Genomic DNA, 25429 nt, shown 5'->3' with positions numbered 1-25429 from the left:
CCACCCTCCACCCCCACCCCGCCTGATCCGCGATCTTGCAGTTCACGCCCTCGGATTGACAGGAATGGCCTTTTTGTCGGGGCCGAAAGTGCAAGATCGGCGAGGCTGGCCGGCGCGACTCCGGCAGGGTCGGGCGCGGGGCAGGGCAGGGCGCGGGGCAGGGTCGGGCGCGGGCAGGGCAGGGCGCGGGTCAGGGGACGTCGTAGGCGAGGATGGGGGTGCCGTCGGCGCGGAGCAGTTCCAGGCGGACCAGCTCCGCGTCGGTGAACCGGGTCGCGCCGGTGATCCGCAGGTCGTCGCCGGGAGCGGCGAGCCAGGAGCCGATCTGCTCGGTCGTGCCGTCCCGGCCGTGCGCGACCAGGCGGAAGGCGTACGGCTTGGCGTAGCCGGCCTTGGCGTCGTACCCGCAGCGCATCCGCACCTCGATGCCCCAGTCGGTGCCGTTGAGAGCGATCTCCGCCTGCACCGGCACCGCGTCGGCGACCGGTTGCATGGCGACCATCGGCACGTCGCCCGGGGGCGGCACGGTCGCCTCGCGGGGCAGCAGGACGGCGGTGCCGACGCCGACGACCAGGGTCACCGTGGCGGCGGCGAGGGCGGTGAGGGCGTACCGGCGGCGGGTGGCCGACCGCTCGCGGCGTCGGCGCTCCCGCGCGGCGGCGAGCAGCTCGGGCACCCGGGGGTCCTCCCGCGGCGGCGGGGACTGCGCCAGCCCGGCCGGGTCGAGCCGGCCGAGCAGTCCGGGCAGGACGGCGATCCCGGCGACCGCCTGCCGGCAGTCGGGGCAGCCGGCCAGGTGCCGCTCGTAGGCCGTCCGCTCGGCGGGGGCCAGCGCACCCAGCACGTACGCGCCGTCGTCGTGCGCGAACTCGCACCGGGTCATTCCGTCACCCCCATCTCGGCCAGGACCAACCGTAGTGAGCGCAGGGCGTAGTGGGTCCGGGACTTGATCGTGCCCGGCGGCACGCCCAGCCGGGAGGCCGCCTCCGCCACCGATCGTCCCTGGTAGAAGCACTCGACCAGCACCTCCCGGTGGGTGGGGCTGAGTCGGTTCAGCGCCTCGGCGACGGTCCACGCCTCCACGGCGCGTTCCGCCTCGTCCACGGGCTCGGAGGGTTCGGGCAGTTCGCCGGTGTAGACCTCGCCGACCCGGGTGGAGCGGCGCCGCCAGGCGTCGATGGCCAGGTTGCGGGCGGTGGTGAAGAGCCAGGCCCGGACCGAGCCGCGTGCCGGGTCGAGCGACTCCGGGTGCCGCCAGGCCCGCAGCAGCGTCTCCTGCACCAGGTCCTCGGCCCGCTGCCGGTCGCCGTTGACCAGCCGCAGGGCGTGCGCGTGCAGCGCCTCCGCGTGCTCGTCGTGCAGCGCGCGCAGCAGTTGGGCGTCGTGGTCGCTGATGGTGCTCTCCTCCGCTGTCGGCGCGAGTCCGGCGGTGGCGTTCGCACGGGTACACGTGCCGTCGCCCCGAACGGTTCAGCCGCAGGTCACCGTGGGGTTCCCGGCTGAGGTGTTCATGCCGGGTTCACACCGCCGCCGACGACCGCTCACCGCGCCCTCCTAGCGTCCGGCGGGTACGCACGCCAGTGGTTGGTCCGGCGTGCACCGACCCCCTCAGGAGGCTCCTTCCATGAGCGACCGTCCCCGGCTGCTTCCGTTGCTGGGTGCCACCCGCCACGGCAGCCGCGACGCCATGACCTGTCTCTACCGGTGCGGCAACGCGTGTGACCACCCGGTGCCCAACACCTCCGACAACGCGTACTTCGGCGACGTGGTGAACGCGGAGGTGTCCCGGCGCGGCGTGGTCCGGGCCGGCGCGGTCGGCGCCCTGGTCCTCGGCTTCGGCGGTGCGACGGCCGGGGCCGCCCCCGCCGCGGCCGCGCCCGCCGCTCCCGTGGTCCCCGGCGCCGCCGACTTCGGTCGCCCCGCCGGCGGCGTCGGCAACGGCGCGCTGACCTTCAAGCCGGTCCCGCCGAACACCCTGGACAGCCTCGTCGTGCCCAACGGGTACGACCACGCGGTCGTCATCCGCTGGGGTGACGCGGTGGTGCCGGGCGCCCCCGAGTTCGACGTGCGCGCCCAGACCGCCGCCGCCCAAGCCCTGCAGTTCGGCTACAACAACGACTTCGTCGGGGTGCTGCCGCTGGACGGCCGCCGGCGGGCGCTGCTCGTGGTCAACCACGAGTACACCAACGAGGACCTGATGTTCCCCGGCTTCACGAGCCAGGACGCGCTGACCGTCGAGCAGCTCCGGATCGCGATGGCCGCGCACGGCATGTCCGTGGTGGAGCTGGAGCGGGTCGACGGCACCGGGCAGTGGCGGCCGGTCACCAAGGGCCGCCGGCCGTACAACCGGCGGATCACCGCGCTCGCCACGAAGTTCGAGCTGACCGGGCCGGCCGCCGGCTCGGCCCACCTGAGGACCGCCGCCGACCCGAAGGGCCGTACGGTCGTCGGCACCCTCAACAACTGCGCCGGCGGGGTGACCCCGTGGGGCACCGTGCTCTCCGGCGAGGAGAACTTCAACCAGTACTTCGTCGGCGGCGACGGCGCGCCGGAGGCGGACAAACCGAAGCTGGCCCGCTACGGCATCAACACCACGACCCGTCACCCGGGCGGCAGCCGGAAGTGGGAGCGTGCCGACGAGCGGTTCGACCTGGCGAAGCACCCGAACGAGGCCAACCGGCACGGCTGGATCGTGGAGATCGACCCGTACGACCCGGAGAGCCGCCCGCGCAAGCACACCGCACTGGGCCGGTTCAAGCACGAGGGCGCGAACGTCATCGTCGCGAAGAGCGGGCACGTGGTCGCGTACATGGGCGACGACGAGCGGTTCGACTACCTGTACAAGTTCGTCTCCGACAAGAAGTTCATGAAGGGCAACTCCTGGGTCGCCCGCCGGCACAACCTGACCCTGCTGGAGTCGGGCACCCTCTATGTCGCCAGGCTCGACGAGACCAGCGCCGACGAGATCGACGGTTCCGGCACGCTGCCGTCCGACGGCGCGTTCAACGGCCGGGGCCGGTGGATCAGGCTGGTCGGGGGCAACCGCTCGTACGTCGACGGGATGACCGCCGCCGACGTCCTGACCTTCACCCGGCTGGCCGGCGACCGGGTCGGGGCGACCAAGATGGACCGCCCGGAGGACGTGGAGCCGAGCCTGCTCACCGGCAAGGTGTACGTGGCGCTGACCAACAACACCGACCGGGGCAGGGCCGGCAAGCCGGCCGCCGACGAGGCCAACCCGCGCAACCTCAACAAGCACGGCCAGGTGCTGGAGCTGGTCGAGGACCGCGGTGACAACACGGGTGGGACCTTCGCCTGGTCGCTGCCGATCGTCGCCGGTGACCCGGCGGACCCGTCGACCTTCTTCGCCGGGTACGACAAGACGAAGGTCTCCCCGATCTCCTGCCCGGACAACGTGGCCTTCGACGCCACCGGGAATCTCTGGATCTCCACGGACGGCAACGCGCTGGGCAGCAACGACGGCCTCTTCGCCACGGCCGTGGAGGGGCCGGAGCGGGGCCACCTGAAGCAGTTCCTCACCGTGCCGGTGGGTGCGGAGGCCTGTGGCCCGTTCATCACCGGCGACAACCGCTCGGTCTTCGTGGCGGTGCAGCACCCGGGCGAGCTCAGCGGGGCGTCGGTCGAGCAGCCGGCCTCGAACTGGCCGGACGGCGACTACGCCAAGCCTGGCGTGGTGGTCGCCTGGCGTCTGGACGGCGGCCCGATCGGCAGCTGATCCCTTCCTCGGGCGGTCCGGCGCTGGACCGCCACCGAGGGCTCTCTCCCAGCCGGGGAGAGGGCCCTCGGCCGTTCCCGGCCCACCGCGGTCGGATTCGGGGTCAGGGCCGCCCGGAGCGGCCGACACGGTCGCAACCGTCGGCGCGGTCAGAGCCGCCGACACGGTCACCACGGTCGCGGTCGGGGTCAGCTGTCGGCGGCCAGGCTGTCGGCGATCGCCCGGGCGACCATGAGCAGCTTCGCCCGGACCGCCCGGGCGGAGGTCATCATCTCGCCGGCCGGCAGCGCGCAGGCCAGCACCACCCGGCGCTCCATGTCCTTGTCGGGGCTGACCAGCACCGCGGCGCAGGCCACGCCCTGCCGGAACTGCCCCAGCTCCAGCTGCATGCCCCGGCGGTCCCCGGCGGCCAGGTCGGCCTCGAACGCCTCGGCCGTGGTCAGGGTGGCGGAGGTGAACGGACGCATGCCGTAGTCGCGTAGGTAGCGGAAGCGCTGCTCGGCGGTCAGCGTGGCGAGCAGGGCCTTGCCGAGGGCGGTCGCGTGCGCCCCCTCGTCGAACCCGGGCACCAGATCCTCGAGGTACGGCGATCGGAAGCCCTCGGTCACGGCCGTGACCGCCACCTGACCGCCCACGAAGCGGCCGAGGTAGTGGCTGTAGCCGGTGTCCATGGTCGCCCGGCGCAGGCTCTCCCCGACCGCGGGCGGCCCCCGGAACGCGGTCACCAGCTCGCGGTAGCGGTCGGCCACCTCCAGGCCCACGATGTACGTGCCGTCCTCACGCCGGATCACGTAGCCCTCGTAGGCGAGGGTGCGAACCAGGTGGTAGGTCGTCGCCACGGTCAGCTCACAGCGCCGGGCGATCTGCTTGACGGTCAGCCCCTTCGGGGCGCGACCGACCGACTCGAGCACTCGTAGCGCGCGGGACACGCTCCGGATGAGGTCCGAAGGTTCCGCCAAGGGGTCGCGCACAACCACCTCCGCCGCCGGGGACTTACACCATATGAAAAACAGGCCCGGTGCGAAATGCCTGTCCGGGTGGAGGATGCCAGATCGTCATCAACGGCGCGTACCTCGACAGGCACGTTCGGTGACGCGATCGCCGCTCGCGTAGGTTTGCCGGACCATGACCGACACCGCGCTACAGCCCACCCAGGGCAGCACCGGGCCCCGGCCGGTCCGGGCTGCGGCCGGGGCCGTAGCCGTCACCATCGCCTGCGTCCTGCCGGTCTTCCTGCTCGGCGGCCTCGCCGTGCAGATGGGCGACGACCTGGGTTTCTCCCCGGCCGGCCTGGGCCTTGCCGTGTCTGTCTACTTCGGGGTGGGCGCGCTGGCCTCGGTGCCCTCCGGTGTCCTCGCCGAGCGGCACGGGCCGACCGTGGTGGCCCGTGCCGGCATCCTGATCTCCGCCGCCTGCCTGCTGGCCGTGGCGGTGGTGGCCCGCTCCTACCCGGTCCTGCTCGGGCTGCTCGCGCTCGGCGGCACCGCCAACGCCCTCGGTCAGCTCGCCAGCAACGCCGCCCTCGCCCGCCACGTGCCGGCCCGGCGGCAGGGGCTGTCGTTCGGGGTGAAGCAGGCCGCCATCCCCGTCGCCACGCTGCTGGCCGGGGTGGCGGTGCCGACCGTGGCGCTGACGGCCGGCTGGCGCTGGGCGTTCGCGGCGGCCGCCGTCGTGGCCCTGGCGGCGCTGCCGGCCGTACCGGCGCGGGAGCCGCGCCCCGCCCGGACGGCCGCCCCCACCCGCGCCGGCCACGCCACCACGGCCCTGGTGGTGGTCGGGGCCGCCGCGACCTTCGCCGCAGCCGCCGCGAACGCGCTCGGCACCTTCGTGGTCGACTCCTCCGCCGACCGGGGGCTGTCACCCGGGCTGGCCGGGCTGACCCTGACCCTGGGCAGCGCGGTCTGCGTCGCCGCCCGGGTCTGCCTCGGCTGGCTCGCGGACCGCCGCGCCACCGGGCACGTCGCCGTCATCGCCGGCATGCTCGTGGTCGGCGCGGCCGGGCTGGGCCTGCTCGCGGTGGCCGGGTCGGTGCCGCTGGTGGCCGGCGTGCTGCTCGGCTTCGGCCTGGGCTGGGCGTGGCCGGGCCTGATGACCTTCGCGGTGGTGCGGCTGCATCCGCAGGCGCCGGCCGCCGCCACCTCGATCACCCAGACCGGGGTGTACGCGGGCGGCTGCCTCGGCCCGCTCGGCCTCGGTACCGTCGCCGCACACGCCGGCTACCAGGCGATGTGGATCGTGGCCGCCGGGGCGATGCTGCTCGCCGCCGCCCTGATGCTCACGGGCAGCCGGATGCTCGCCCGCCGCTGAACCGGTCGGGCCGGACCTGCCCCCACGAGCACCGCTGACCGGCAGGCCACCGCCGGGCGGGTGTCAGCTCGTGCGGTCGGCGATGTAGTCGCAGAGGGACTCGAGGGCACGGCGGGCCGGGCCCTGCGGCAGCGGCGACAGTTGCTCCCGGGCCTCCTCCGCGTAACTGCGGACCGTCTCCCGGGCCCGCTTCAGCGCCGGGCTCTCACGGAGCAGGCCGAGCGCCTCGGCGTGCAGGGCGTCGTCGGTCAGCGGGCCGGTCGCCAGGATCTCCCGCAGCCGCACCGAGGCGGCGTCGGCGTCGTCCGAGCCCAGTGCGTAGAGCACCGGCAGGGTCGGCACGCCCTCGCGCAGGTCGGTGCCGGGCGTCTTGCCGGACTCCGCCGACTCGGAGGCGATGTCGAGCAGGTCGTCGGAGAGCTGGAAGGCCACACCGATGGTCTCGCCGTAACCGGCCAGCGCCTCGACGTGCTCCGGGGAGGCACCGCCGAACATGCCGCCGAAGCGGGCCGAGGTGGCGATCAGCGAGCCGGTCTTGCCCGCGATCACGTCGAGGTAGTGGGCCACCGGATCGTCGCCGGGGCGGGGGCCGACGGTCTCGGCGATCTGGCCGTGCACCAGCCGGGCGAAGGTGCGCGCCTGGAGGCGTACGGCCTCGATGCCCAGGTCTGCGGCGGTGTCGGCGGCGCGGGCGAAGAGGTAGTCGCCGACGAGGATGGCGACCGAGTTGGTCCACCGGGAGTTGGCGCTCGGCGCCCCCCGGCGCACGGCGGCCTCGTCCATCACGTCGTCGTGGTAGAGCGTCGCCAGGTGGGTGAGCTCCATCACCACCGCAGCCGGCACGACCTGCGCTTTGGTCGGGTCGCCGAACTGCGCGCCCAGCGCCACCAGCAGCGGCCGGAAGCGCTTGCCGCCGGCCTCCACGAGGTGCCGGGCCGCCTCCGTGACGAACGGGTCGGCACTGGCCACACTGGCCCGGAGTTCGGCCTCGACCTCCTCCAGGAGGCCCAGCACGGACGCCTCGACGCGGGGGTCGGCGAGATAGAGGCCGAGCGCGCCGAACTGACTCGTGCTCACCCTGGTCCGACGGCCGCCGGACCCGGGGGCACCTGAACGCTCGCCAGCCGGATTCACCACGCCTTCAACCATGCCACACCCCTCCGACCTGCTCGGGACGGGGGATACGGCGCGGGGGCCGGTACGCCGTGGCGTACCGGCCCCCGCGGGCCCGAGCGTCGGTCATCTGACGAATTCGGCGGCGCCGGTGGCCAGGTCGAGCAGCGGCGCGGGGGCGACGCCGAGCACCAGCGTGGCGAGCACGCCGATCATCAGCGCGGCCGAGGTCAGCCCACCGGGCACGGCGACGGTCGGCGTCGACTCGCCCGGCTCGGAGAGCCACATCATCACCACGACCCGCAGGTACGGGAAGGCCAGCACCATGCTGGTCAGCACACCGGCGATCACCAGCCACGCCTGCCCGCCCTCGAGCGCCGGGCCGAAGACCGCGAACTTGCTCGTGAAGCCGCTGGTCAGCGGGATGCCGGCGAAGGCCAGCAGGATGAAGGTGAAGATGCCGGCGTAGAACGGCGAGCGCCGCCCCAGCCCGGCCCAGCGGGACAGGTGGGTGGCCTCCCCGTCGGCGTCGCGCACCAGGGTCACCACAGCGAACGCGGCGAGCACCGAGAAGCCGTACGCGACCAGGTAGAACATCGTGCCGGAGATGCCGCCGGCGCCCGGGGCCAGCACGCCGACCAGCAGGTAGCCGGCGTTGGCGATCGAGGAGTACGCCAGCAGCCGCTTGATGTCGGTCTGGGTGACCGCCAGCACTGCGCCGACCAGCATGGTCAGCACCGCCACCACGCCGAGGACCGGGGTGTAGTCCCACCGGGCCCCGTCGAGGGCGACGTGGAACACCCGCAGCAGGGCGCCGAACGCGGCGACCTTGGTGCAGGCGGCCATGAGGCCCGTGACGGGGGTCGGCGCGCCCTGGTAGACGTCCGGCGTCCAGACGTGGAAGGGGGCGGCACCGGCCTTGAAGAGCAGACCGATGGCGAGCAGCGCCATACCGGCGAAGAGCAGCACCGGGCTGGCCGGGGAGTCCGCGACGGCGGCGTGGATGGTGGCGAAGTCGACACCCGCCGACCGGCCCGGGATGCCCGCCGTGAAGCCGTACAGCAGCGCCACACCGAACAGGAAGAAGGCCGAGGCGTACGCGCCGAGCATGAAGTACTTCAGCGCGGCCTCCTGGCTCAGCAGCCGCCGGCGACGGGCCAGCGCGCAGAGCAGGTACAGCGGCAGCGAGAAGACCTCGAGCGCGATGAACATGGTCAGCAGGTCGTTCGCCGCCACGAAGATCAGCATGCCGCCGATCGCGAACGTGGTCAGCGGGTAGACCTCGGTGAGGCCGTTGCTGCCCTCGACCTGCCGCCGGTCGTCGGCCGAGTCGGCGGTGATCCCGGCCTGGGCGACGAACGCCCCGCCCCGCTCCACCGAACGCTCGCCGATGAGCAGCAGCGCCATCGCGGAGAGGACCAGGATCGCGCCCTGGAGGAAGAGCGTCGGCCCGTCCACCGCGATCGCCCCGCCGATGGTGATCTTCCGCTCGTCGGCCGCCAGCACGACCATGGTCAGCGCGGCGAGCACCGCCAGCAGAGCCATCGACAACTGGACCACGTGCCGGAGCCGACGGGGCACGAACGCCTCGACCAGCACGCCCAGCAGCGCGGCGCCCAGCATGATCAGGGTTGGCGCGAGCGCCGCGTAGTCGATCGACGGCAGTTTCAGCTCGGTCACTGGGCCGGCCTTTCGTTCGCGACTGCGGGGCTCGCAAGCTCAAAACTCGCGCTCACCGACACAGACCTTTCGTTCGCGACCACGGGACTCACTTGGCCGCCTCCTGGACGGTGCCGCCCGAGGTCGGGGCGGGGTCGGTCCTGCCGACGTCCTGCATGGTCGCCTGCACGGCCGGGTTGATCACATCGATGACCGGCTTCGGGTAGAAGCCGAGCAGCACGATCAGCGCGATCAGCGGGGCGACCACGACCTTCTCGCGCAGGTTCAGGTCACGCCGCATGCCGTCGATCTGGGTCAACGCCGGGTTGAGCGTGCCCTGGGTGGTGCGCTGCACCATCCACAGCACGTACGCGGCGGCCAGGATGATGCCGAGCGTCGCGATCACCGCGACCGGCTTGTTCACCGTGAACGTGCCGATCAGCACCAGGAACTCGGAGACGAACGGCGCGGTGCCGGGCAGCGCGAGCGAGGCCAGACCGGCGAAGAAGAGCACCCCGGCCAGGATCGGCACCAGCTTGCCGGCGCCGCCGAAGTCGCTGATCAGCGCCGAGCCGCGCCGGGCGATGAGCATGCCCACCACCAGGAAGAGCAGGCCGGTGGCGAGCCCGTGGTTGAGCATGTAGAGCACCGCGCCGGTGCCGGCCTGGGTGGTGAAGGCGAAGATGCCCACCCCGATGAAGCCGAAGTGCGCGATCGACGTGTACGACACCAGCCGCTTCAGGTCGTTCTGGCCGACCGCCAGCAGCGCGGCGTAGATGATGCCGATCACGCCCAGCGCCAGCGCCCACGGGGCGAACCACTTGGCCGCGTCCGGGAACAGCGGCAGGCAGTAGCGCAGGATGCCGAAGGTGCCGACCTTGTCGAGCACGCCGACCAGCAGCGCCGCCGAGCCCGCCGGGGCAGCGCCACCGGCGTCCGGCAGCCAGGTGTGGAACGGGAAGAACGGCGCCTTGATCGCGAACGCGAGGAAGAAGCCGAGGAACAGCCAGCGCTCCGTGCCGTTGGAGATGTCCACCTGGGACAGCGCCTGCCAGTCGAAGGTCTTCCCGCCCACCACCCACAGGCCGATCACCGCGGCGAGCATGAACAGGCCGCCGACCAGCGAGTAGAGGAAGAACTTCACCGCCGCGTACTGCCGCTGGTGGCCGCCGTAGCTGCCGATGAGGAAGTACATCGGCACCAGCATGACCTCGAAGAACACGTAGAACAGGAAGACGTCGGCGGCGGCGAAGACGCCGATCATCGTGCACTCGAGGACGAGCAGCAGGGCGAAGTAGACGGGCACCGACCGCTTGGACGACTCGGCGTCGTGCCAGGACGCCAGGATCACCAGCGGCACGAGCACCGCGATCAGCATCAGCATCACCAGCGCGATGCCGTCGGCGGCGAAGGTGAAGTTGACGCCCCAGTTCGGGATCCACGGGTAGGACTCGCGGAACTGGAAGCGGTCGCCACCGACCTTGAAGGTCACCCACATGACCACCGACAGCGCCAGCACCAGCAGCGACCAGCCGAGCGCCACCTGCTTGGCCAACTCCGGCCGGCTGCGTGGCAGGAAGGCCACCACCAGGGCACCGACCAGCGGTGCCACGGTGAGCACCGAGAGGAACGGGAAGTCGGACATTATGCGGCCTTACCTCCGTCGTCACTGCGCGGTCCGCCGGTGACGGCCGCCTGGAAGAGGTCGATCACGCCAGCCACCCCGCCTCGACGGCCAGGAACGCCGCCAGGACCAGCAGCGCGCCGGTCAGGATCGACGTGGCGTACGACCGGACGAAGCCCGTCTGGAGCCGCCGGAGCCGGGCCGAGCCGCCACCGATCCCCGCCGCGAGGCCGTTGACCAGCCCGTCGACGCCCCGGTTGTCCAGGTAGACCAGTGCCCGGGTGAGGAAGATGCCCGGCTTCTCGAAGACCGTCTCGTTGAACGCGTCCGTGTAGAGGTTGCGTCGGGCGGCGGTGACCACCACCCCGGCCGGCTGCGGCGCGATGGCCGTGCCGTTGCGGAACAGGAACCAGGCCAGGCCCGCGCCGACGACGGTGACCAGCAGCGAGAGCACGGTGATCACGGTGTGCGAGAGCACCGCGTGGTGCCCCTCCTCCTGGACGCCCAGCCCGGCGGTGGCCTCCAGCCAGTCCGGCACCGAGGTGGCGAGCAGGAAACCGGCCCCGACCGAACCCACACCGAGCAGGATCAGCGGGATGGTCATCAGCTTCGGCGACTCGTGCGGGTGCTCGATGTCCTCCGTCCAGCGCTTCGGCCCGTGGAAGGTGAGCACGAAGAGCCGGGTCATGTAGAACGCGGTGAGCCCCGCGCCGGCCAGCGCGGCCATGCCGAACAGCCAGGCCGTCCAGTCGTCCCGCTCGAACGCGGCCACGATGATCGGCTCCTTGGAGAAGTAGCCGGAGAACGGGAACATGCCGATGATGGCGAGCCAGCCCATCATGAAGGTGATCCAGGTGATCTTCATGTACTTCGACAGCCCACCGAAGCGGCGGATGTCGACCTGGTCATTCATGCCGTGCATGACCGAGCCGGCGCCGAGGAACATGTTGGCCTTGAAGAAGCCGTGCGCCAGCAGGTGCACGATCGCCAGCGCGTACGCCCCGCCGCCGAGGCCGACGCCGAGGAACATGTAGCCGATCTGGCTCACCGTCGACCAGGCCAGTACCCGCTTGATGTCGTCCTTGGCCGCGCCGATGACACAGCCGATCAGCAGCGTCAGCGCGCCGACGCTCACCACCACCAACTGGAGGGTGGTGTTGGCCGAGAAGATCGGGTTCGACCGGGCGATCAGGTAGACGCCGGCGGTGACCATGGTGGCGGCGTGGATGAGCGCCGACACCGGGGTCGGGCCCTCCATCGCGTCCGGCAGCCACGCCTGGAGCGGGAACTGGCCGGACTTGCCGGCCGCGCCGAGCAGCAGCAGCAGGCCGAGCACCAGCACCGTGGTCGCGGTCAGCGAGCCGACCCCGTTGAAGACCTCGTCGTACTGGGTGGTGCCGAGGCTGGCGAACATGATGAAGATGCCGATCGCCAGGCCGGCGTCGCCGACCCGGTTCATCAGGAACGCCTTCTTGCCGGCGGTGGCGGCGCTGGGCCGCTCGTACCAGAAGGAGATCAGCAGGTACGACGCCAGACCGACGCCCTCCCAGCCGAAGTAGAGCATCACGTAGTTGTTGCCGAGGACCAGCAGCAGCATGGCCGCGACGAACAGGTTGAAGTAGGCGAAGAACCGCCGACGTCCCGCGTCGTGCGCCATGTACTCGACCGCGTAGAGGTGGATCAGGAAGCCCACCCCGGTGATCAGCAGCACGAAGACGGCGGCCAGCGGGTCGAACAGCAGACCGAAGTCCACCCGCAGGTCGCCGACCATGATGAAGTCCCACAGACTCAGCTCGACCGACTTGTTCTCCAGGCCACGCAGCTGGAGGAAGTAGGTCAGGCCCAGCACGAACGCGGCGCCGATGGCGGCCACTCCGAGCCAGTGCCCCCAGCGGTCGGCACGCCGACCGAGCAGCAACAGGATCACCGCGCTGATCAGCGGGATCGCCACCAGCAGCCAGACGCTGCCCAGCAGCCCGTCCGCCGTCGCATAGGCGACGGTGCCCGCCGGCTCAGCCGGGGCGTTCGTCAGAATCGTTCCCACCGCAGGACCCCTCAGTACTTCAGCAGGTTGGCGTCGTCGACGCTGGCGGAGCGCCGGGTGCGGAAGATCGCCATGATGATCGCGAGGCCGACCACGACCTCGGCCGCCGCCACCACCATCACGAAGAACGCCATGATCTGGCCGTTGAGGTCACCGTTGGTCCGGCTGAAGGTGACCAGCATCAGGTTGGCCGCGTTGAGCATCAGCTCGATGCACATGAACACCACGATCGCGTTGCGCCGGATGAGCACACCGGCCGCGCCGATGGTGAAGAGCACCGCGGCCAGCACCAGGTAGTAGTCGGGCGTCATCGCTCCGTCCCCTTCAGCGTGGTCTCCCGGTCGGTGAGCTCGCGCACCGGCAGGATGTCCGGGGTGCTCCGCTCGGTCAGCCGGCCGTCGGGCAGGCGGGCCGGGGTGGCCACCGAGGAGGAGGTCGCGTAGACACCCGGGCCGGGCTTCGGGCCCGGGTAGTTGCCCGGGGCGAAACGCGCCCGCATCGTCGTCGGCTGGTCCTGCTTGCGCCGCTCGATGTGGGCCAGCACCATCGCGCCGACCGCAGCCGTGACGAGCAGCGCCGAGGCGAGCTCGAAGGCGAAGACGTACTTGGTGAAGAGCAGCCGGGCGATGCCCTGCACGTTGCCCTCGGCGTTGGCCTGCTCCAGGCCGACCGCCGTGGTGCCCGACAGCGCGCGCCACAGCCCGCTGCCGACCAGGCCGGCGAAGCCGAGCCCGAGCACCACCGCCGCGATCCGCTGGCCACGCAGCGTCTCGATCAGCGAGTCCGAGGCGTCCCGGCCGACCAGCATCAGCACGAACAGGAACAGCATCATGATCGCGCCGGTGTAGACGATCATCTGCGCCATGCCGAGGAACGGCCCGGACTGGAGCACGTAGAACACGCCCAGACAGAGCATGGTCAGCACCAGCCAGAGCGCCGAGTGCACGGCGTTGCGCGCCACGACCATTCCGATCGCGCCGATCAGCGCCAGCGGGGCCAGGATCCAGAAGGTCACCTGCTCCCCACTGGAGGCCCCGCTCGCCGCGGCGAGCAGCGTCTGCGTGGTCATGCTCCGTCCCCCTTGGCGGCTGCCGCCCGCTGGGCGTGCTGCTCAGCACCAGGGAAGGTCACACCGGGGTGCTCCTCCACCTGGTACCGACCCGGGTTGTTGGCCGAGTGCTCCGCGCCGGCCGAGGTGCCCGGGTTGGTCAGCGCGCCGACGTAGTAGTCCTTCTCGCTGTCGCCCAGCCGCATCGGGTGCGGCGGCTGCTCCATGCCCGGCAGCAGCGGCGCGAGCAGCTGCTCCTTCGTGAAGATCAGATCCTGCCGGTTGTCCCGGGCCAGCTCGTACTCGTTGCTCATGGTGAGCGAGCGGGTGGGGCAGGCCTCGATGCAGAGCCCGCAGAAGATGCAGCGGGCGTAGTTGATCTGGTAGATGCTGGCGTACCGCTCACCCGGCGAGAAGCGCTGCTCGTCGGTGTTGTCGCCGCCCTCGACGTAGATGGCGTCCGCCGGGCAGGCCCAGGCGCAGAGCTCGCAGCCGATGCACTTCTCCAGCCCGTCCGGGTGCCGGTTGAGGATGTGCCGCCCGTGGTAGCGCGGCGCCGACACCGGCGGCTTGAACGGGTAGTCGGTGGTGATGACCTTCTTGAACATGTGCGAGAAGGTGACACCGAATCCCTTGAACGTTCCGGTGATCGCGCCCACGTCACACCTCCCTGGAGTCCGGGCCGGCGGCGATGTTGGCCGGTTCCCGCTCGGCGACCACGCGCCTCGTGCGCGGGCTCGGTGGTACCTGCAGGTCCATCGGGGGCAGCGGGAAGCTGCCGTGCGGCCGGCTGTTGACCTGCTCCTGGACCGTCGGCTTCGGCTGCGTCTTGCGGCTCGGCCAGAACAGCGTGGCGAGCAGCAGGAGGCCGGCGGGGATACCGACGGCGATCAGCTTGCCGCGCGAGTCCCAGTCGTCGATCGAGCGCAGACCGGCCAGGACCAGGATCCAGACCAGGTTGATCGGGAGCAGGACCTTCCAGCCGAAGCGCATGAACTGGTCGTAGCGCAGCCGGGGCAGCGTGCCCCGCAGCCAGACGAAGACGAAGACGAGCATGACGACCTTGCCGAAGAACCACAGCATGGGCCACCAGCCCGAGTTGGCGCCTCCCCAGATGCTGGTGATCGGCCACGGCGCGTGCCAGCCGCCGAGGAAGAGCGTCACGGTGAACGCCGACATCGTCACCATCGCGACGTACTCGCTGAGCATGAAGAGCGCGAACTTCAGCGAGCTGTACTCCGTCTGGAAGCCCGCCACCAGCTCAGACTCCGCTTCGGGCAGGTCGAACGGCGCGCGGTTCGTCTCACCGACGATGGCGATGAAGAAGATGATGAAGCTGGGCAGCAGCAGGATCGCGTACCAGCCGGGGGCCGGGACGTCGAAGCCCCCGATGCTCAGCCGGGTGCCGTCGCCCTGGGCGGCGACGATCCCGCTGGTCGACATCGTGCCGGCGGTCATGAAGATCGCCACGATGCTCAGGCCCATGGCGACCTCGTACGAGATCAACTGGGCGGTGGCGCGCAGGCCGCCGAGCAGCGGGTACGTGGAGCCGCTGGCCCAGCCGCCGAGCACGATGCCGTACGCGGCCAGCGAGGAGAGGGCCAGCACCACCAGCACCGCCACCGGCACGTCGGTGACCTGTAGCGGCGTCCGGTGCCCGAAGATGCTGACCATCGGCCCGAACGGAATCACCGACAGCGCGGTGACCGCGCAGACCACCGAGATCACCGGGGCGAAGAAGTAGACGACCTTGTCGGCCGCCTTCGGCAGGATGTCCTCCTTGAAGGCCAGCTTCAGGCCGTCGGCGAGGGTCTGCAGCAGGCCGAACGGGCCGGCCTGGTTGGGGCCGGGCCGCACCGCCATCCGGCCCACGACCCGCCGCTCGAACCAGACGCCGAGCAGCGTGGCCAGCACGGCGACGACGAACGCGAAGACAACCTTGATGAGGACCAGCCACCAGGGGTCCCGGCCGAAGTCGGCCAGCGTGGGATCCTGTGCCAGGTAGACCGCGTTCACTGGACGCCCCTTCCGTTCGCGGAGATCTGTACCACCGCGCCGGACGTCGCACCGAGGCTGCGCCGCACGGTCGAGCCGGGCGAGTTGGTCGGCAGCCAGACGACGCCGTCCGGCATCTCGGTGATCTCCGCCGGCAGGGTCAGCGCCCCCCGGTCGGTGCCCACCGTCACCGGGTCGCCGTCGGCGACGCCGAGCGCCTCCGCGGTGCCCTTGCCCAGCCGGACCACCGGCGGACGGGCGGTGCCGGCGAGGTACTCGTCGCCGTCGATGAGGCTGCCCAGGTCGATCAGCTGGTGCCAGGTGGCGAGCACCGCCTCACCGGCCCCCGGCGCCCGCACCTCGCCCGGCTCCACCGACGGGACGGCGGGGCGGTCGGTACGGGTCCGCGGCAGCGCACCCAGCTCGCGGCGGACGCTGAGCACGTCACCGGTGCCGAGCTGCACGTCGAGCTGCGCGGCGAGCGCGTCGAGCACCCGGCCGTCGGTCATCGCCGCGGTGTGCAGCACCGCCTCGAAGGTGCGCAGCCGACCCTCCCAGTCCAGGAAGCTGCCGGCCTTCTCGGCCACCGGGGCGACGGGGAAGACCACGTCGGCCCGCCGGGCCACCGCGCTCATCCGCACCTCCAGGCTGACCAGGAACGGCACCTCGTCCAGGGCCGCCTCGGCCAGCCGCGGGTCGGCCACGTCGGCCGGGTCGACCCCGGCCACCACCAGCGCGCCGAGCTGACCGTCGGCTGCGGCGGCGAGAATGCCGTCGGTGTCCCGGCCGGCCTGGCTCGGGATCACCCCGGCCGCGATGTCCCACGCCTCACCCAGCTCGGCCCGGCCGGCCGGCTCGTTGACCAGCCGGCCACCGGGAAGCAGGTTGGGCAGGCAGCCCGCGTCGACCGCGCCGCGGTCACCCGCGCGCCGCGGCACCCAGGCCAGCTTCGCGCCGGTACGCCGGGCCACGTCGGCCGCCGCGGAGAGCCCGCCCGGCACGCTGGCCAGTCGCTCGCCGACGATCAGGATCGCGCCCTCGGCACTGAGCGCCTCGGCGACCGTCGCGTGCTCGGCGAGCACCGTCGCCTCCTCGCCCGGCACCACCCGGGCCAGCTTGGCACCGAGCTTCTCCAGGCCACGGGTGGCGAACGGCGCGAGCGCGTACACCGTCAGCTTCTTCTTCAGGTACGCCTTGCGCAGCCGCAGGAAGAGGATCGGGCACTCCTCCTCCGGCTCCAGCCCGACCAGCACGACAGCCGGCGCCTTCTCGACGTCGGCGTACGTGACGTCGGTGACCCCGGCGACGGAGCTGGCCAGGAAGTCGGTCTCCTCGCGGGAGACCGGCCGGGCCCGGAAGTCGATGTCGTTGGTGTTCAGCGCGACCCGGGCGAACTTCGCGTACGCGTAGGCGTCCTCGACGGTCAGCCGGCCACCGGTCAGCACCGCCGTGCCCTGCCCACCGTCCCGCGCCGCGCGCAGCCCCTCGGCGGCGACGGCCAGCGCCTCGCTCCACGCGGCCTCACGCAGCTCGCCGGTCTGCGCATCGCGGATGAGCGGGGTGGTGAGCCGGTCGAAGGCGCGGGTGTACTGGAAGCCCCACCGCCCCTTGTCGCAGTTCCACTCCTCGTTCACCGCCGGGTCGTCGCCGGCCAGCCGGCGCAGCACCTTGCCGCGGCGCCAGTCGGTGCGCTGGGCGCACCCGGCCGAGCAGTGCTCGCAGACGCTCGGGGAGGAGACCAGGTCGAACGGCCGGGCCCGGAAGCGGTACTGGGTGCCGGTCAGCGCGCCGACCGGGCAGATCTGCACCGTGTTGCCGGAGAAGTACGAGTTGAAGGGAACGTCCCCGGTGTCACCGCAGGCCGAGTCGCCGCAGCCGGTGTCGGCTGCGGCGCCGTAGTCCTCGTCCCGGTAGATGTTGATCTCCTCGGCGGACGACCGGCCCATCAGGTCGATGAACTTGTCGCCGGCGATCTCCTCGGAGAACCGGGTGCAGCGCTGGCAGAGCACGCAGCGCTCGCGGTCGAGCAGCACCTGCGTGCTGATCGGCAGCGGCTTCGGGTACTCCCGCTTGTGCTCGTGGAACCGCGAGTCGGCGCGGCCGGTGGACATCGCCTGGTTCTGCAGCGGGCACTCGCCGCCCTTGTCACACATCGGGCAGTCGAGCGGGTGGTTGAGCAGCAGCAGCTCCATGACCCCCTCCTGCGCCTTCTTGGCGACCGGAGAGGTGAGCTGCGTGCGCACCACCATGCCGTCGGCGACGGTCTGGGTGCAGGAGGCGACCGGCTTGCGCTGCCCCTCCACCTCGACCAGGCACTGCCGGCACGCGCCGGCCGGGGCCAGCAGCGGGTGGTCGCAGAACCGGGGGATCTCGGTGCCCAACTGCTCGGCGACCCGGATCAGGAGCGCCCCCTTGGGGGCGGTGACCTCGACGCCGTCGATGGTGAGCGTGACAGTCTCGGTCTGCTTCGCTACGTCGGTCATCAGTGCGCTCCAACCAGCTGCTTGTCCGACAGCTTCGGCGCGGTACGTCCCTCGATGTAGTCGAGGTAGTCCTGCTTGAAGTACTTCAGCGACGAGGTCACCGAGCTGGTCGCGCCGTCGCCCAGACCGCAGAACGAGCGGCCGAGGATGTTGTCGCAGGTGTCCAGCAGGGTGTCCAGGTCCTCGTGGGTGCCCTGGCCGGCGAGGATCCGCCGGTAGACCCGGACCATCCAGTAGTTGCCCTCGCGGCACGGGGTGCACTTGCCGCACGACTCGTGGTGGTAGAACTCCAGCCACCGGTAGGTCGCGTAGACCGGGCAGTCCTGGTCGGAGAAGATCTGGGTGGCCGTGGTGCCGAGGATCGAGCCGGCCGCCGCCACCCCCTCGAAGTCCAGCGGCACGTCCAGGTGCTCGGCGGCGAGCAGCGGCGTCGACGAGCCACCCGGCGTCCAGAACCTCAGGTTGTGGCCGGGCTGCATACCGCCGGCCAGCTCGATCAACTCCCGCAGGGTGACGCCCATGCCGCACTCGAACTGGCCCGGGTTGGCGATCCGGCCGGAGAGCGAGTAGATCATCGGGCCGGACGACTTCTCCGTGCCCATGCTCTTCCACCAGTCGGCGCCGCCCAGCACGATGTACGGCACGCTGGCGATGGTGCCGACGTTGTTGACCACGGTCGGGCTCGCGTACAGGCCGTGGGTGGCCGGGAACGGCGGGCGCAGCCGGGGCTGGCCCCGGAAGCCCTCCAGCGAGTCCAGCAGCGCGGTCTCCTCGCCGCAGATGTACGCCCCGGCGCCCGAGTGCACCACCAGCTCCAGGTCGAACCCGGTGCCGAGGATGTTCCGGCCGAGGTAGCCCTTGGCCTGTGCCTCCCGCACGGCGTTGCGCAGCCGGCGGGCGGCGTGCACCGCCTCGCCGCGGATGTAGATGTAGGCGCGGTTGGCCCGGATCGCGTACGAGGCGATGATCACGCCCTCGACGAGCGCGTGCGGGTCGTGCGTCATCAGCGGGAGGTCCTTGCAGGTGCCCGGCTCCCCCTCGTCGGCGTTGACCACGAGGTAGTGCGGCTTGCCGTCGCCCTGCGGGATGAATCCCCACTTGAGACCGGTCGGGAAGCCGGCGCCGCCGCGACCGCGCAGGCCGGAGTCCTTGATCAGCTGGATCAGGTCGTCCGGGTGCGCCTTCAGCGCCTTGCGCAGGGCCGCGTAGCCGTCGAGCTTCTCGTAGGTGCCGATCCGCCAGGCGTCCGGCGACAGCCAGCGCTTGGTGAGGACCGGCGTCAGCTTGGCCAGGGTCTCCGGCCGGGGAGTGGTCACTTCTGGACCCCCGTCTCGCTCGCGGCGGCGGAGCCCGCGCCAGCGGCGCCCGTTCCCGCCTCGGCTTCCTTGAGGTTGCGCTTCTGCGCTCCGGCCTCGTCGCCGGCGGGCTTGCCGTCGCCGGCCGCCGCGTTGGCCGCCACACCGGCGGCCTCCGCCTCCTGCGCGTCGCGGGAAGCCGGCGGCGCGCCGTCCACCGGGACCTTGGTCCCGGGGGCGTCCGGCACGGCGGTCGTCGCGTCGGGCTGCCGCGTCTCGGCGGCCCGCACCTCGGGCGACTTGTCGTCCGGCGCCTTCACGTCGCGGGTGGTGCTGCCGGCCGCCTCGGCGGCGGGGACCGCCTCGCCGATGCCGGCGTTGCCGGTCGTACCCGTGGCGGCCCTGGCCGGCGCGGGGGCCGGCTTCGCGGCGGCCTCGCTCCTGGCCTTGGCCTCGGCGGCAGCCTTGTCGGCCTCGGCCTTGCTCCGGATCGGGGTGTTCGGGTCGAAGCCCGGCACCGAGATGCCGTGCTCCTGCGCCAGCCGCAGCCCCCGCAGAGTGGGCTCTCCCGGCCCGCCGTCGGCGACCGCACCCTCCCGCTCGTCGGCGAAGCCGGCGAGCTGCACCGCCATCTCCTTGAGCGTGCAGAGCCGGGCGCCCCGGGTCGGCATCGGCCGGCCCCCGGCGCGCAGCTCGTCGACCACGCCCCGTGCGGTCTGCGGGTCCACGCCGTCGAAGAAGTCGTAGTTGACGGTCATCACCGGGCCGTAGTCGCAGGCCGCCAGGCACTCCGCGTGCTCCAGGGTGATCTTCCCGTCGGCGGTGGTCTCGTCGTGCCCCACGCCGAGGTGCTCGGCGAGGGTGTCGTAGACCTCCTGGCCGCCGAGCACGTTGCACATCGTGTTGGTGCAGACGCTCACCAGGTAGTCGCCGGTCGGCCGGCGCTTGTACATGGTGTAGAAGGTGGCGACCGCGCCGACCTGGGCCTTGTTCAGGCCCAGCACCTCGGCGCAGAACGCCACGCCGGCCGGGGAGACGTAGCCCTCCTCGGCCTGCACGAGGTGCAGCAGCGGCAGCAGCGCCGACCGGGACCGGTCGGCCGGGTAGCGGGCGATGATCTCCCGTGCCCGTTCGCGGGTCTCGTCAGTGAAAACGCTCATCGGTCACAACCACCCATCACGGGGTCCAGCGAAGCCCCACCGGCGATCACGTCGGCGATCAGGCCGCCCTCGGCCATCGCCGGGAGGGCCTGGAGGTTGACGAAGCTCGGCTCCCGGTAGTGCACCCGGTACGGCCGGGTGCCACCGTCGGAGACGGCGTGCACGCCCAGCTCGCCGCGGGGCGCCTCAATGCCGACGTACACCTGGCCCGGCGGCACCCGGAAGCCCTCGGTGACGAGCTTGAAGTGGTGGATCAGCGACTCCATCGACTGACCCATGATCTTCGCGACGTGCTCCAGCGAGTTGCCCATGCCGTCGACGCCGATGGCGAGCTGCGCCGGCCAGGCGATCTTCTTGTCGGCCACCATCACCGGGCCCGGCTTGAGCCGGTCCAACGCCTGCTCGACGAGCTTGAGCGACTCCCGGATCTCGGCGAGCCGGACCAGGTAGCGGCCCCACACGTCGCCGTCGGTGTGCGTCGGAACGGCGAACTCGTACGTCTCGTACCCGCAGTACGGCATGGTCTTGCGCAGGTCCCAGGCCAGCCCGGCCGAGCGCAGCACCGGGCCGGTCACGCCGAGCGCGAGGCAGCCGGTCACGTCCAGCACGCCGACGTTCTTCGTCCGCTCGAGCCAGATCGGCTGCTCGGAGAGCATGGTCTCGTATTCCTTGAGCCGCTTCGGCAGCAGCTTCAGGAACTCACGGATCTTGACGATCGCCTCGTCCGGCACGTCCTGCGCGACACCGCCCGGCCGGACGTACGCGTGGTTCATCCGCAGGCCGGTGATGATCTCGAAGATCTCCAGGATGTACTCACGCTCACGGAAGCCGTAGAGCATGATGTTGATCGCGCCCAGCTCCATGGCGGTGGTGGCCACCCAGACCAGGTGCGACGAGATCCGGTTCAGCTCCATCATCAGGACCCGGATGGTGTTCGCCCGCTCGGTGATCTGCTCCTCGATCCCGAGCAGCTTCTCCACCGCCAGCGCGTACCCGGTCTCGTTGAAGATCGGGGCGAGGTAGTCCATCCGGGTCACGAACGTGCTGCCCTGGACCCAGTTGCGGTATTCGAGGTTCTTCTCAATGCCGGTGTGCAGGTAGCCGACGACCGCGCGGGCCTCGCGGACCGTCTCGCCCTCCAGCTCGAGGATCAGCCGGAGCACGCCGTGCGTCGACGGGTGCTGCGGGCCCATGTTGACGACGATCCGCTCGTCGTTGATCGGGTCGGTCCCCGAGACGACGCTGTCCCAGTCACCACCGGTGACCGTGAAGACCCTGCCCTCGGTGGTGTCGCGCTCGGTGGCGTAGTTCGACGTGCTCACTGGTAGGACCTCCTCCGGTCCGGCGGCGGGATCTCAGCGCCCTTGTACTCGACCGGCACACCGCCGAGCGGGTAGTCCTTGCGCTGCGGGTGCCCCTCCCAGTCGTCCGGCATGAGGATCCGGGTCAGGTTGGGGTGGCCGTCGAAGACGATGCCGAACATGTCGTACGCCTCGCGCTCCTGCCAGTCCGCCGTGGGGTAGACCGACGTGACGCTCGGCAGGTGCGGCTCCTCGACGGAGACCGCGGCCTCCAGCCGCACGGTGCGGCGGTAGGTCATCGAGGTGAGCTGGTAGACGACGTGCAGGCGACGGGCGTCGGCGCCGAGGTAGTCGACCCCGGACACGGACGAGCAGAGCTCGAAGCGGAGCGCCATGTCGTCCCGCATCACCTGGCAGACCTCGGCGATCCGCTCCGGGCGGATGTGCAGGGTCAGCTCGCCCCGGTCGACCACGACCTTCTCGATGGCGTCGCCGAAGGCCGGGTAGGCCTCCTCCAGCGCGTCGCGCACCTCGTCGAAGTAGCTCCCGTACGGCCGGGGGGCGTCCTCGATGGTCCGGCGCTGGCGGACGAGGCCGCCGAAGCCGGACACGTCTCCGGAGCCCTGGTTGCCGAACATGCCCCGGCCGGCCGGGCTGGCCGGGGGGAACTCGGCCGGCGCTCCGCTGGTGGCGCCGGCCGGCGTCACCGGAACCGGCACGCCGCCGTCGTTAGGCGCGGTCACCGTGCCTGCCCTCCGTTCGCGGCTGCGGGGCTCCGCTCCGCCGCACTCCTCGCGTTCACCGCGACCCTCCGTGCTGAAGGTGGTTCTGAGCCTTCATCCAGTTCTCGATCCGCAGCTGCTCCTCGCGACCCTCACGGACCGCCTTGGTCCACTCGGCCCGCCGGGCCTTGTCGCTGCGGTACGACGACGGCATCGAGCCGTAGGGGACGACGGGGACGTCGCCACGGGCCTTGCGCGCCTCGAGCATCTTGCGGCCGTTCGGGCCGAGCGGCTCGTGCCCGATCTTCTCGCGCAGCTTGAGGACCGCGTCGATGAGCATCTCGGGCCGGGGCGGGCAGCCGGGCAGGTACATGTCGACCGGGACGATGTGGTCGACGCCCTGGACGATGGCGTAGTTGTTGAACATGCCGCCGCTGCTGGCGCAGACGCCCATCGAGATGACCCAGCGGGGCTCCGCCATCTGGTCGTAGATCTGGCGCAGCACCGGAGCCATCTTCTGGCTCACCCGGCCGGCCACGATCATCAGGTCGGCCTGCCGGGGCGAGGCCCGGAAGACCTCCATGCCCCAGCGGCCCATGTCGTAGTGCGGACCACCGGCGGCCATCATCTCGATCGCGCAGCAGGCCAGGCCGAAGGTGGCCCCCCAGACCGACGTCTTCCGCGACCAGTTGACCAGCTTCTCCACCGAGGTGAGCAGGACACCGGCGGGAAGCTTCTCCTCGATACCCATCTGAGGTTCCTCCCTCAGTCCCAGTCCAGGCCGCCACGCCGCCAGACGTAGGCGTAGGCGACGAAGACCGCGACGATGAACAGGACCATCTCCACGAAGCCGAAGATCGGCAGGGCGTCGAACGAGACCGCCCAGGGAAAGAGGAAGATGATCTCGATGTCGAAGACGATGAAGAGCATCGCCGTCAGGTAGAACTTGATCGGGAACCGGCCGCCGCCGACAGGCTGCGGGCTGGGCTCGATGCCGCACTCGTACGCCTCGAGCTTGGCCTTGTTGTAGCGCCGGGGACCGGCGAAGCGGGCAGCGGCCACGGAGAACAGGGCGAACCCCGCGGCGAGGGCGAACAACCCGATGATCGGTGCGTAAGGCGAGAGCGACATCGTTTTCTCCTGCTCGTCCTTCCCTGCCCCTGGTCCTTGTCAAAAATCACACTATTCACATCCCCGGCGACGGGCATCGGCGGGGTCGATCTCTGCCCTGGCTGGTGGCCGTCGCCGGCCACGCGCCCGGTAGTCACACGGCTGGTGCCACCCTGGTCATCGTGTTGATGACGCGGTCCATCGCGTCCCCGTCCCGGGGGTCGGTCAGGTTGGCCAGCAGCTTGAGCACGAAGCGCATCAGCATCGGGTGGGGCATGCCGTGCTTCGTGGCGATCCGCATGATCTCGGGACGGCCGATGAGCTTCACGAAGATGCCGCCGAGCCGGTAGTAGCCGCCGAAGCGAGCCTTCAGCTCCGTCGAGTACGCCGCCAGGGCACGCTCCCGGTCCGCGCCGGCCGGGCGGGCGAGCGCCTGCACGGCGACCTCCGCGGCCAGCTCGCCGGACTCCATCGCGTACGCGATGCCCTCGCCGTTGAACGGGTTGACCATGCCGCCGGAGTCGCCGACCAGCATCACGCCACGGGTGTAGTGCGGCACCCGGTTGAACCCCATGGGGAGGGCGGCGCCGAGGATCGGGCCCTCCGCGTTCGCCTCGTCGGTCATGCCCCAGTCGGCGGGCGTGTTGGCCAGCCAGTCGGTGAGCAGCCGCCGGTAGTTGGTCTTGCCGAAGGCGGACGAGGAGTTGAGCACGCCGAGGCCGACGTTGACCCGGCCGTCACCCAGCCCGAAGATCCAGCCGTACCCGGGCAGCAGGCTGTCGCCGCTGTCCTTGCTGCGCAGTTCCAGCCAGGATTCCAGGTAGTTGTCGTCGTGCTTGGCCGGCGAGCGGTAGTAGCGACGGACGGCGACGCCGATCGGCCGGTCCTCCCGCTTGGCCAGCCCGAGGGCGAGCGGGAAGCGGCCGGAGACCCCGTCGGCCGCGACGACCAGCGGCGCGTGGAAGGTGGCGGGCTCCTTGCCCGGGCCGACCTCCGCCTCGACTCCGGTCACCCGGCCGTCCGGGCCCAGGACCGGGCCGGTGACGTTCACGCCGGTACGCAGGTCGGCCCCGGCCTCGACGGCCCGTCGGGCGAGCAGGTCGTCGAAGTCGAGCCGGGTGCGCACCAGGCCGTAGTTGGGGAAGCTCGCCAGGTCGGGCCAGTCCAGCTCCAGCCGGACGCCGCCGCCGATCACCCGCAGGCCCCGGTTGTGCAGCCAGCCGGCCTCGGGCGAGGTGTCCACACCCATCCGGATCAGCTGCCGCACCGCGCGCGGGGTCAGCCCGTCGCCGCAGACCTTCTCCCGGGGGAACTCGGTCTTCTCCAGCAGCAGGACCCGTACGCCGTGCTGAGCCAGGTGGTACGCGGTAGCCGACCCACCGGGACCGGCGCCCACGACGATCACGTCGGCGTCATGCTCCACCGCGGCCATCCGCGCCTCCTCCCGCACGCTCGTGAAATGCTTCACAAGCCAGACGGTGGGAGTCTATGACCGACGCGAAAACCGGGCCGGAGCAGGGGTACCTAACTTGCCGGAAACGCTCCGGCCGAGGCCGGGCGGGGCCTCGGTGCCGGGCGGTGGGCGGGGCCTCAGTGCCGGGCGGAGGTGGCCGCGTCCAGACCGGCGTCGTGCCGGATCGCCTCCGGCAGATGCTCGCGCAGCGCGCCGCCGGCGGCGCGGTCCAGGGCGGCCAGCACCTCGGCCACCACCTGACGGACATCGGCGGGATCCGCGCCGGCCAGCTCCTTGAGCTGGGCGATGAGTTCGGCCGCGTCGTCCTCGGCGGCCTCCGCGCCGGCTGCCTGGTCTGATCCCGTCATGGGGCGAGCTT

At 71.5% G+C, this 25429-nt stretch carries 22 protein-coding genes; 2 read left to right on the top strand and 20 right to left on the bottom strand.

Annotated elements, in window-relative coordinates; translation table 11 throughout:
• Positions 1–190: 190 nt before the first annotated feature.
• Positions 191–883, bottom strand: coding sequence for a zf-HC2 domain-containing protein (locus AB0D32_RS06555; protein ID WP_357085633.1), 693 nt, complete (start codon positions 881–883; stop codon positions 191–193).
• Positions 880–1374, bottom strand: a complete 495-nt coding sequence (locus AB0D32_RS06550) for a sigma-70 family RNA polymerase sigma factor (protein WP_357085696.1) — start codon at positions 1372–1374, stop codon at positions 880–882. The genes AB0D32_RS06555 and AB0D32_RS06550 overlap by 4 nt, the downstream gene beginning before the upstream one ends.
• A gap of 250 nt (positions 1375–1624) precedes the next feature.
• On the opposite strand from AB0D32_RS06550, the gene AB0D32_RS06545 reads away from it, so the two are divergent.
• A complete protein-coding gene (locus tag AB0D32_RS06545) occupies positions 1625–3736 on the top strand; it encodes a PhoX family phosphatase (RefSeq protein WP_357085631.1) in 2112 nt (703 codons plus the stop codon).
• A gap of 188 nt (positions 3737–3924) precedes the next feature.
• Here AB0D32_RS06545 and AB0D32_RS06540 read toward each other — a convergent pair whose 3' ends face one another.
• On the bottom strand, positions 3925–4707 hold the full coding sequence (locus AB0D32_RS06540) for an IclR family transcriptional regulator C-terminal domain-containing protein (protein WP_357085629.1): 783 nt from the start codon (positions 4705–4707) through the stop codon (positions 3925–3927).
• 154 nt (positions 4708–4861) lie between these two features.
• On the opposite strand from AB0D32_RS06540, the gene AB0D32_RS06535 reads away from it, so the two are divergent.
• Complete coding sequence (locus AB0D32_RS06535; protein ID WP_357085627.1) at positions 4862–6043, top strand: MFS transporter; 1182 nt, start codon at positions 4862–4864, stop codon at positions 6041–6043.
• 63 nt (positions 6044–6106) lie between these two features.
• Here AB0D32_RS06535 and AB0D32_RS06530 read toward each other — a convergent pair whose 3' ends face one another.
• The 17 genes from AB0D32_RS06530 to AB0D32_RS06450 form a co-directional block, all read right to left on the bottom strand.
• Positions 6107–7192: a polyprenyl synthetase family protein gene (locus AB0D32_RS06530; RefSeq protein WP_357085624.1), complete on the bottom strand. Its 1086-nt coding sequence runs from the start codon at positions 7190–7192 to the stop codon at positions 6107–6109.
• Between the two features lie 90 nt (positions 7193–7282).
• Complete coding sequence (gene nuoN / locus AB0D32_RS06525; protein WP_357085622.1) at positions 7283–8836, bottom strand: NADH-quinone oxidoreductase subunit NuoN; 1554 nt, start codon at positions 8834–8836, stop codon at positions 7283–7285.
• An 88-nt stretch (positions 8837–8924) separates the two neighbouring features.
• On the bottom strand, positions 8925–10460 hold the full coding sequence (locus tag AB0D32_RS06520) for an NADH-quinone oxidoreductase subunit M (RefSeq protein ID WP_357085620.1): 1536 nt from the start codon (positions 10458–10460) through the stop codon (positions 8925–8927).
• A gap of 64 nt (positions 10461–10524) precedes the next feature.
• Positions 10525–12483: an NADH-quinone oxidoreductase subunit L gene (gene nuoL, locus AB0D32_RS06515; RefSeq protein WP_357085618.1), complete on the bottom strand. Its 1959-nt coding sequence runs from the start codon at positions 12481–12483 to the stop codon at positions 10525–10527.
• 11 nt (positions 12484–12494) lie between these two features.
• The gene (gene nuoK, locus AB0D32_RS06510) at positions 12495–12794 is read right to left on the bottom strand and encodes an NADH-quinone oxidoreductase subunit NuoK (protein WP_357085616.1); all 300 of its coding nucleotides are present in this window, start codon (positions 12792–12794) and stop codon (positions 12495–12497) included.
• Positions 12791–13552, bottom strand: coding sequence for an NADH-quinone oxidoreductase subunit J (locus AB0D32_RS06505; protein ID WP_357085614.1), 762 nt, complete (start codon positions 13550–13552; stop codon positions 12791–12793). Before AB0D32_RS06505 ends, nuoK begins: the two co-directional genes overlap by 4 nt.
• Positions 13549–14190 carry an NADH-quinone oxidoreductase subunit NuoI gene (gene nuoI, locus AB0D32_RS06500; protein ID WP_089002426.1) on the bottom strand — a complete coding sequence of 214 codons (642 nt, stop codon included), beginning with the start codon at positions 14188–14190 and terminating at the stop codon, positions 13549–13551. The genes AB0D32_RS06505 and nuoI overlap by 4 nt, the downstream gene beginning before the upstream one ends.
• A gap of 1 nt (position 14191) precedes the next feature.
• Positions 14192–15547 (bottom strand): NADH-quinone oxidoreductase subunit NuoH, encoded by a 1356-nt coding sequence (gene nuoH, locus AB0D32_RS06495; RefSeq protein WP_357085612.1) that lies wholly within the window; start codon positions 15545–15547, stop codon positions 14192–14194.
• Entirely contained in the window at positions 15544–18009 is a 2466-nt protein-coding gene (locus AB0D32_RS06490) for an NADH-quinone oxidoreductase subunit G (RefSeq protein ID WP_357085610.1), read from the bottom strand. The genes nuoH and AB0D32_RS06490 overlap by 4 nt, the downstream gene beginning before the upstream one ends.
• Positions 18009–19325 (bottom strand): NADH-quinone oxidoreductase subunit NuoF, encoded by a 1317-nt coding sequence (gene nuoF / locus AB0D32_RS06485; RefSeq protein WP_357085608.1) that lies wholly within the window; start codon positions 19323–19325, stop codon positions 18009–18011. Before nuoF ends, AB0D32_RS06490 begins: the two co-directional genes overlap by 1 nt.
• The gene (gene nuoE, locus AB0D32_RS06480; protein ID WP_357085606.1) at positions 19322–20464 is read right to left on the bottom strand and encodes an NADH-quinone oxidoreductase subunit NuoE; all 1143 of its coding nucleotides are present in this window, start codon (positions 20462–20464) and stop codon (positions 19322–19324) included. Before nuoE ends, nuoF begins: the two co-directional genes overlap by 4 nt.
• Complete coding sequence (locus tag AB0D32_RS06475) at positions 20461–21786, bottom strand: NADH-quinone oxidoreductase subunit D (RefSeq protein WP_357085604.1); 1326 nt, start codon at positions 21784–21786, stop codon at positions 20461–20463. The genes nuoE and AB0D32_RS06475 overlap by 4 nt, the downstream gene beginning before the upstream one ends.
• On the bottom strand, positions 21783–22508 hold the full coding sequence (locus AB0D32_RS06470) for an NADH-quinone oxidoreductase subunit C (RefSeq protein ID WP_357085602.1): 726 nt from the start codon (positions 22506–22508) through the stop codon (positions 21783–21785). The genes AB0D32_RS06475 and AB0D32_RS06470 overlap by 4 nt, the downstream gene beginning before the upstream one ends.
• Before the next feature lie 55 nt (positions 22509–22563).
• Complete coding sequence (locus tag AB0D32_RS06465; protein WP_357085600.1) at positions 22564–23238, bottom strand: NADH-quinone oxidoreductase subunit B family protein; 675 nt, start codon at positions 23236–23238, stop codon at positions 22564–22566.
• A gap of 14 nt (positions 23239–23252) precedes the next feature.
• Complete coding sequence (locus tag AB0D32_RS06460) at positions 23253–23618, bottom strand: NADH-quinone oxidoreductase subunit A (RefSeq protein ID WP_091624263.1); 366 nt, start codon at positions 23616–23618, stop codon at positions 23253–23255.
• A 133-nt stretch (positions 23619–23751) separates the two neighbouring features.
• Positions 23752–25029, bottom strand: a complete 1278-nt coding sequence (locus AB0D32_RS06455; RefSeq protein ID WP_357085694.1) for a geranylgeranyl reductase family protein — start codon at positions 25027–25029, stop codon at positions 23752–23754.
• A gap of 158 nt (positions 25030–25187) precedes the next feature.
• On the bottom strand, positions 25188–25418 hold the full coding sequence (locus tag AB0D32_RS06450) for a hypothetical protein (RefSeq protein ID WP_357085597.1): 231 nt from the start codon (positions 25416–25418) through the stop codon (positions 25188–25190).
• Between the last annotated feature and the right edge of the window lie 11 nt (positions 25419–25429).

The sequence above is a fragment of the Micromonospora sp. NPDC048170 genome (assembly GCF_040652795.1).
GTDB lineage: Bacteria > Actinomycetota > Actinomycetes > Mycobacteriales > Micromonosporaceae > Micromonospora.
This window is presented reverse-complemented; position numbering and strand designations above follow the sequence as displayed.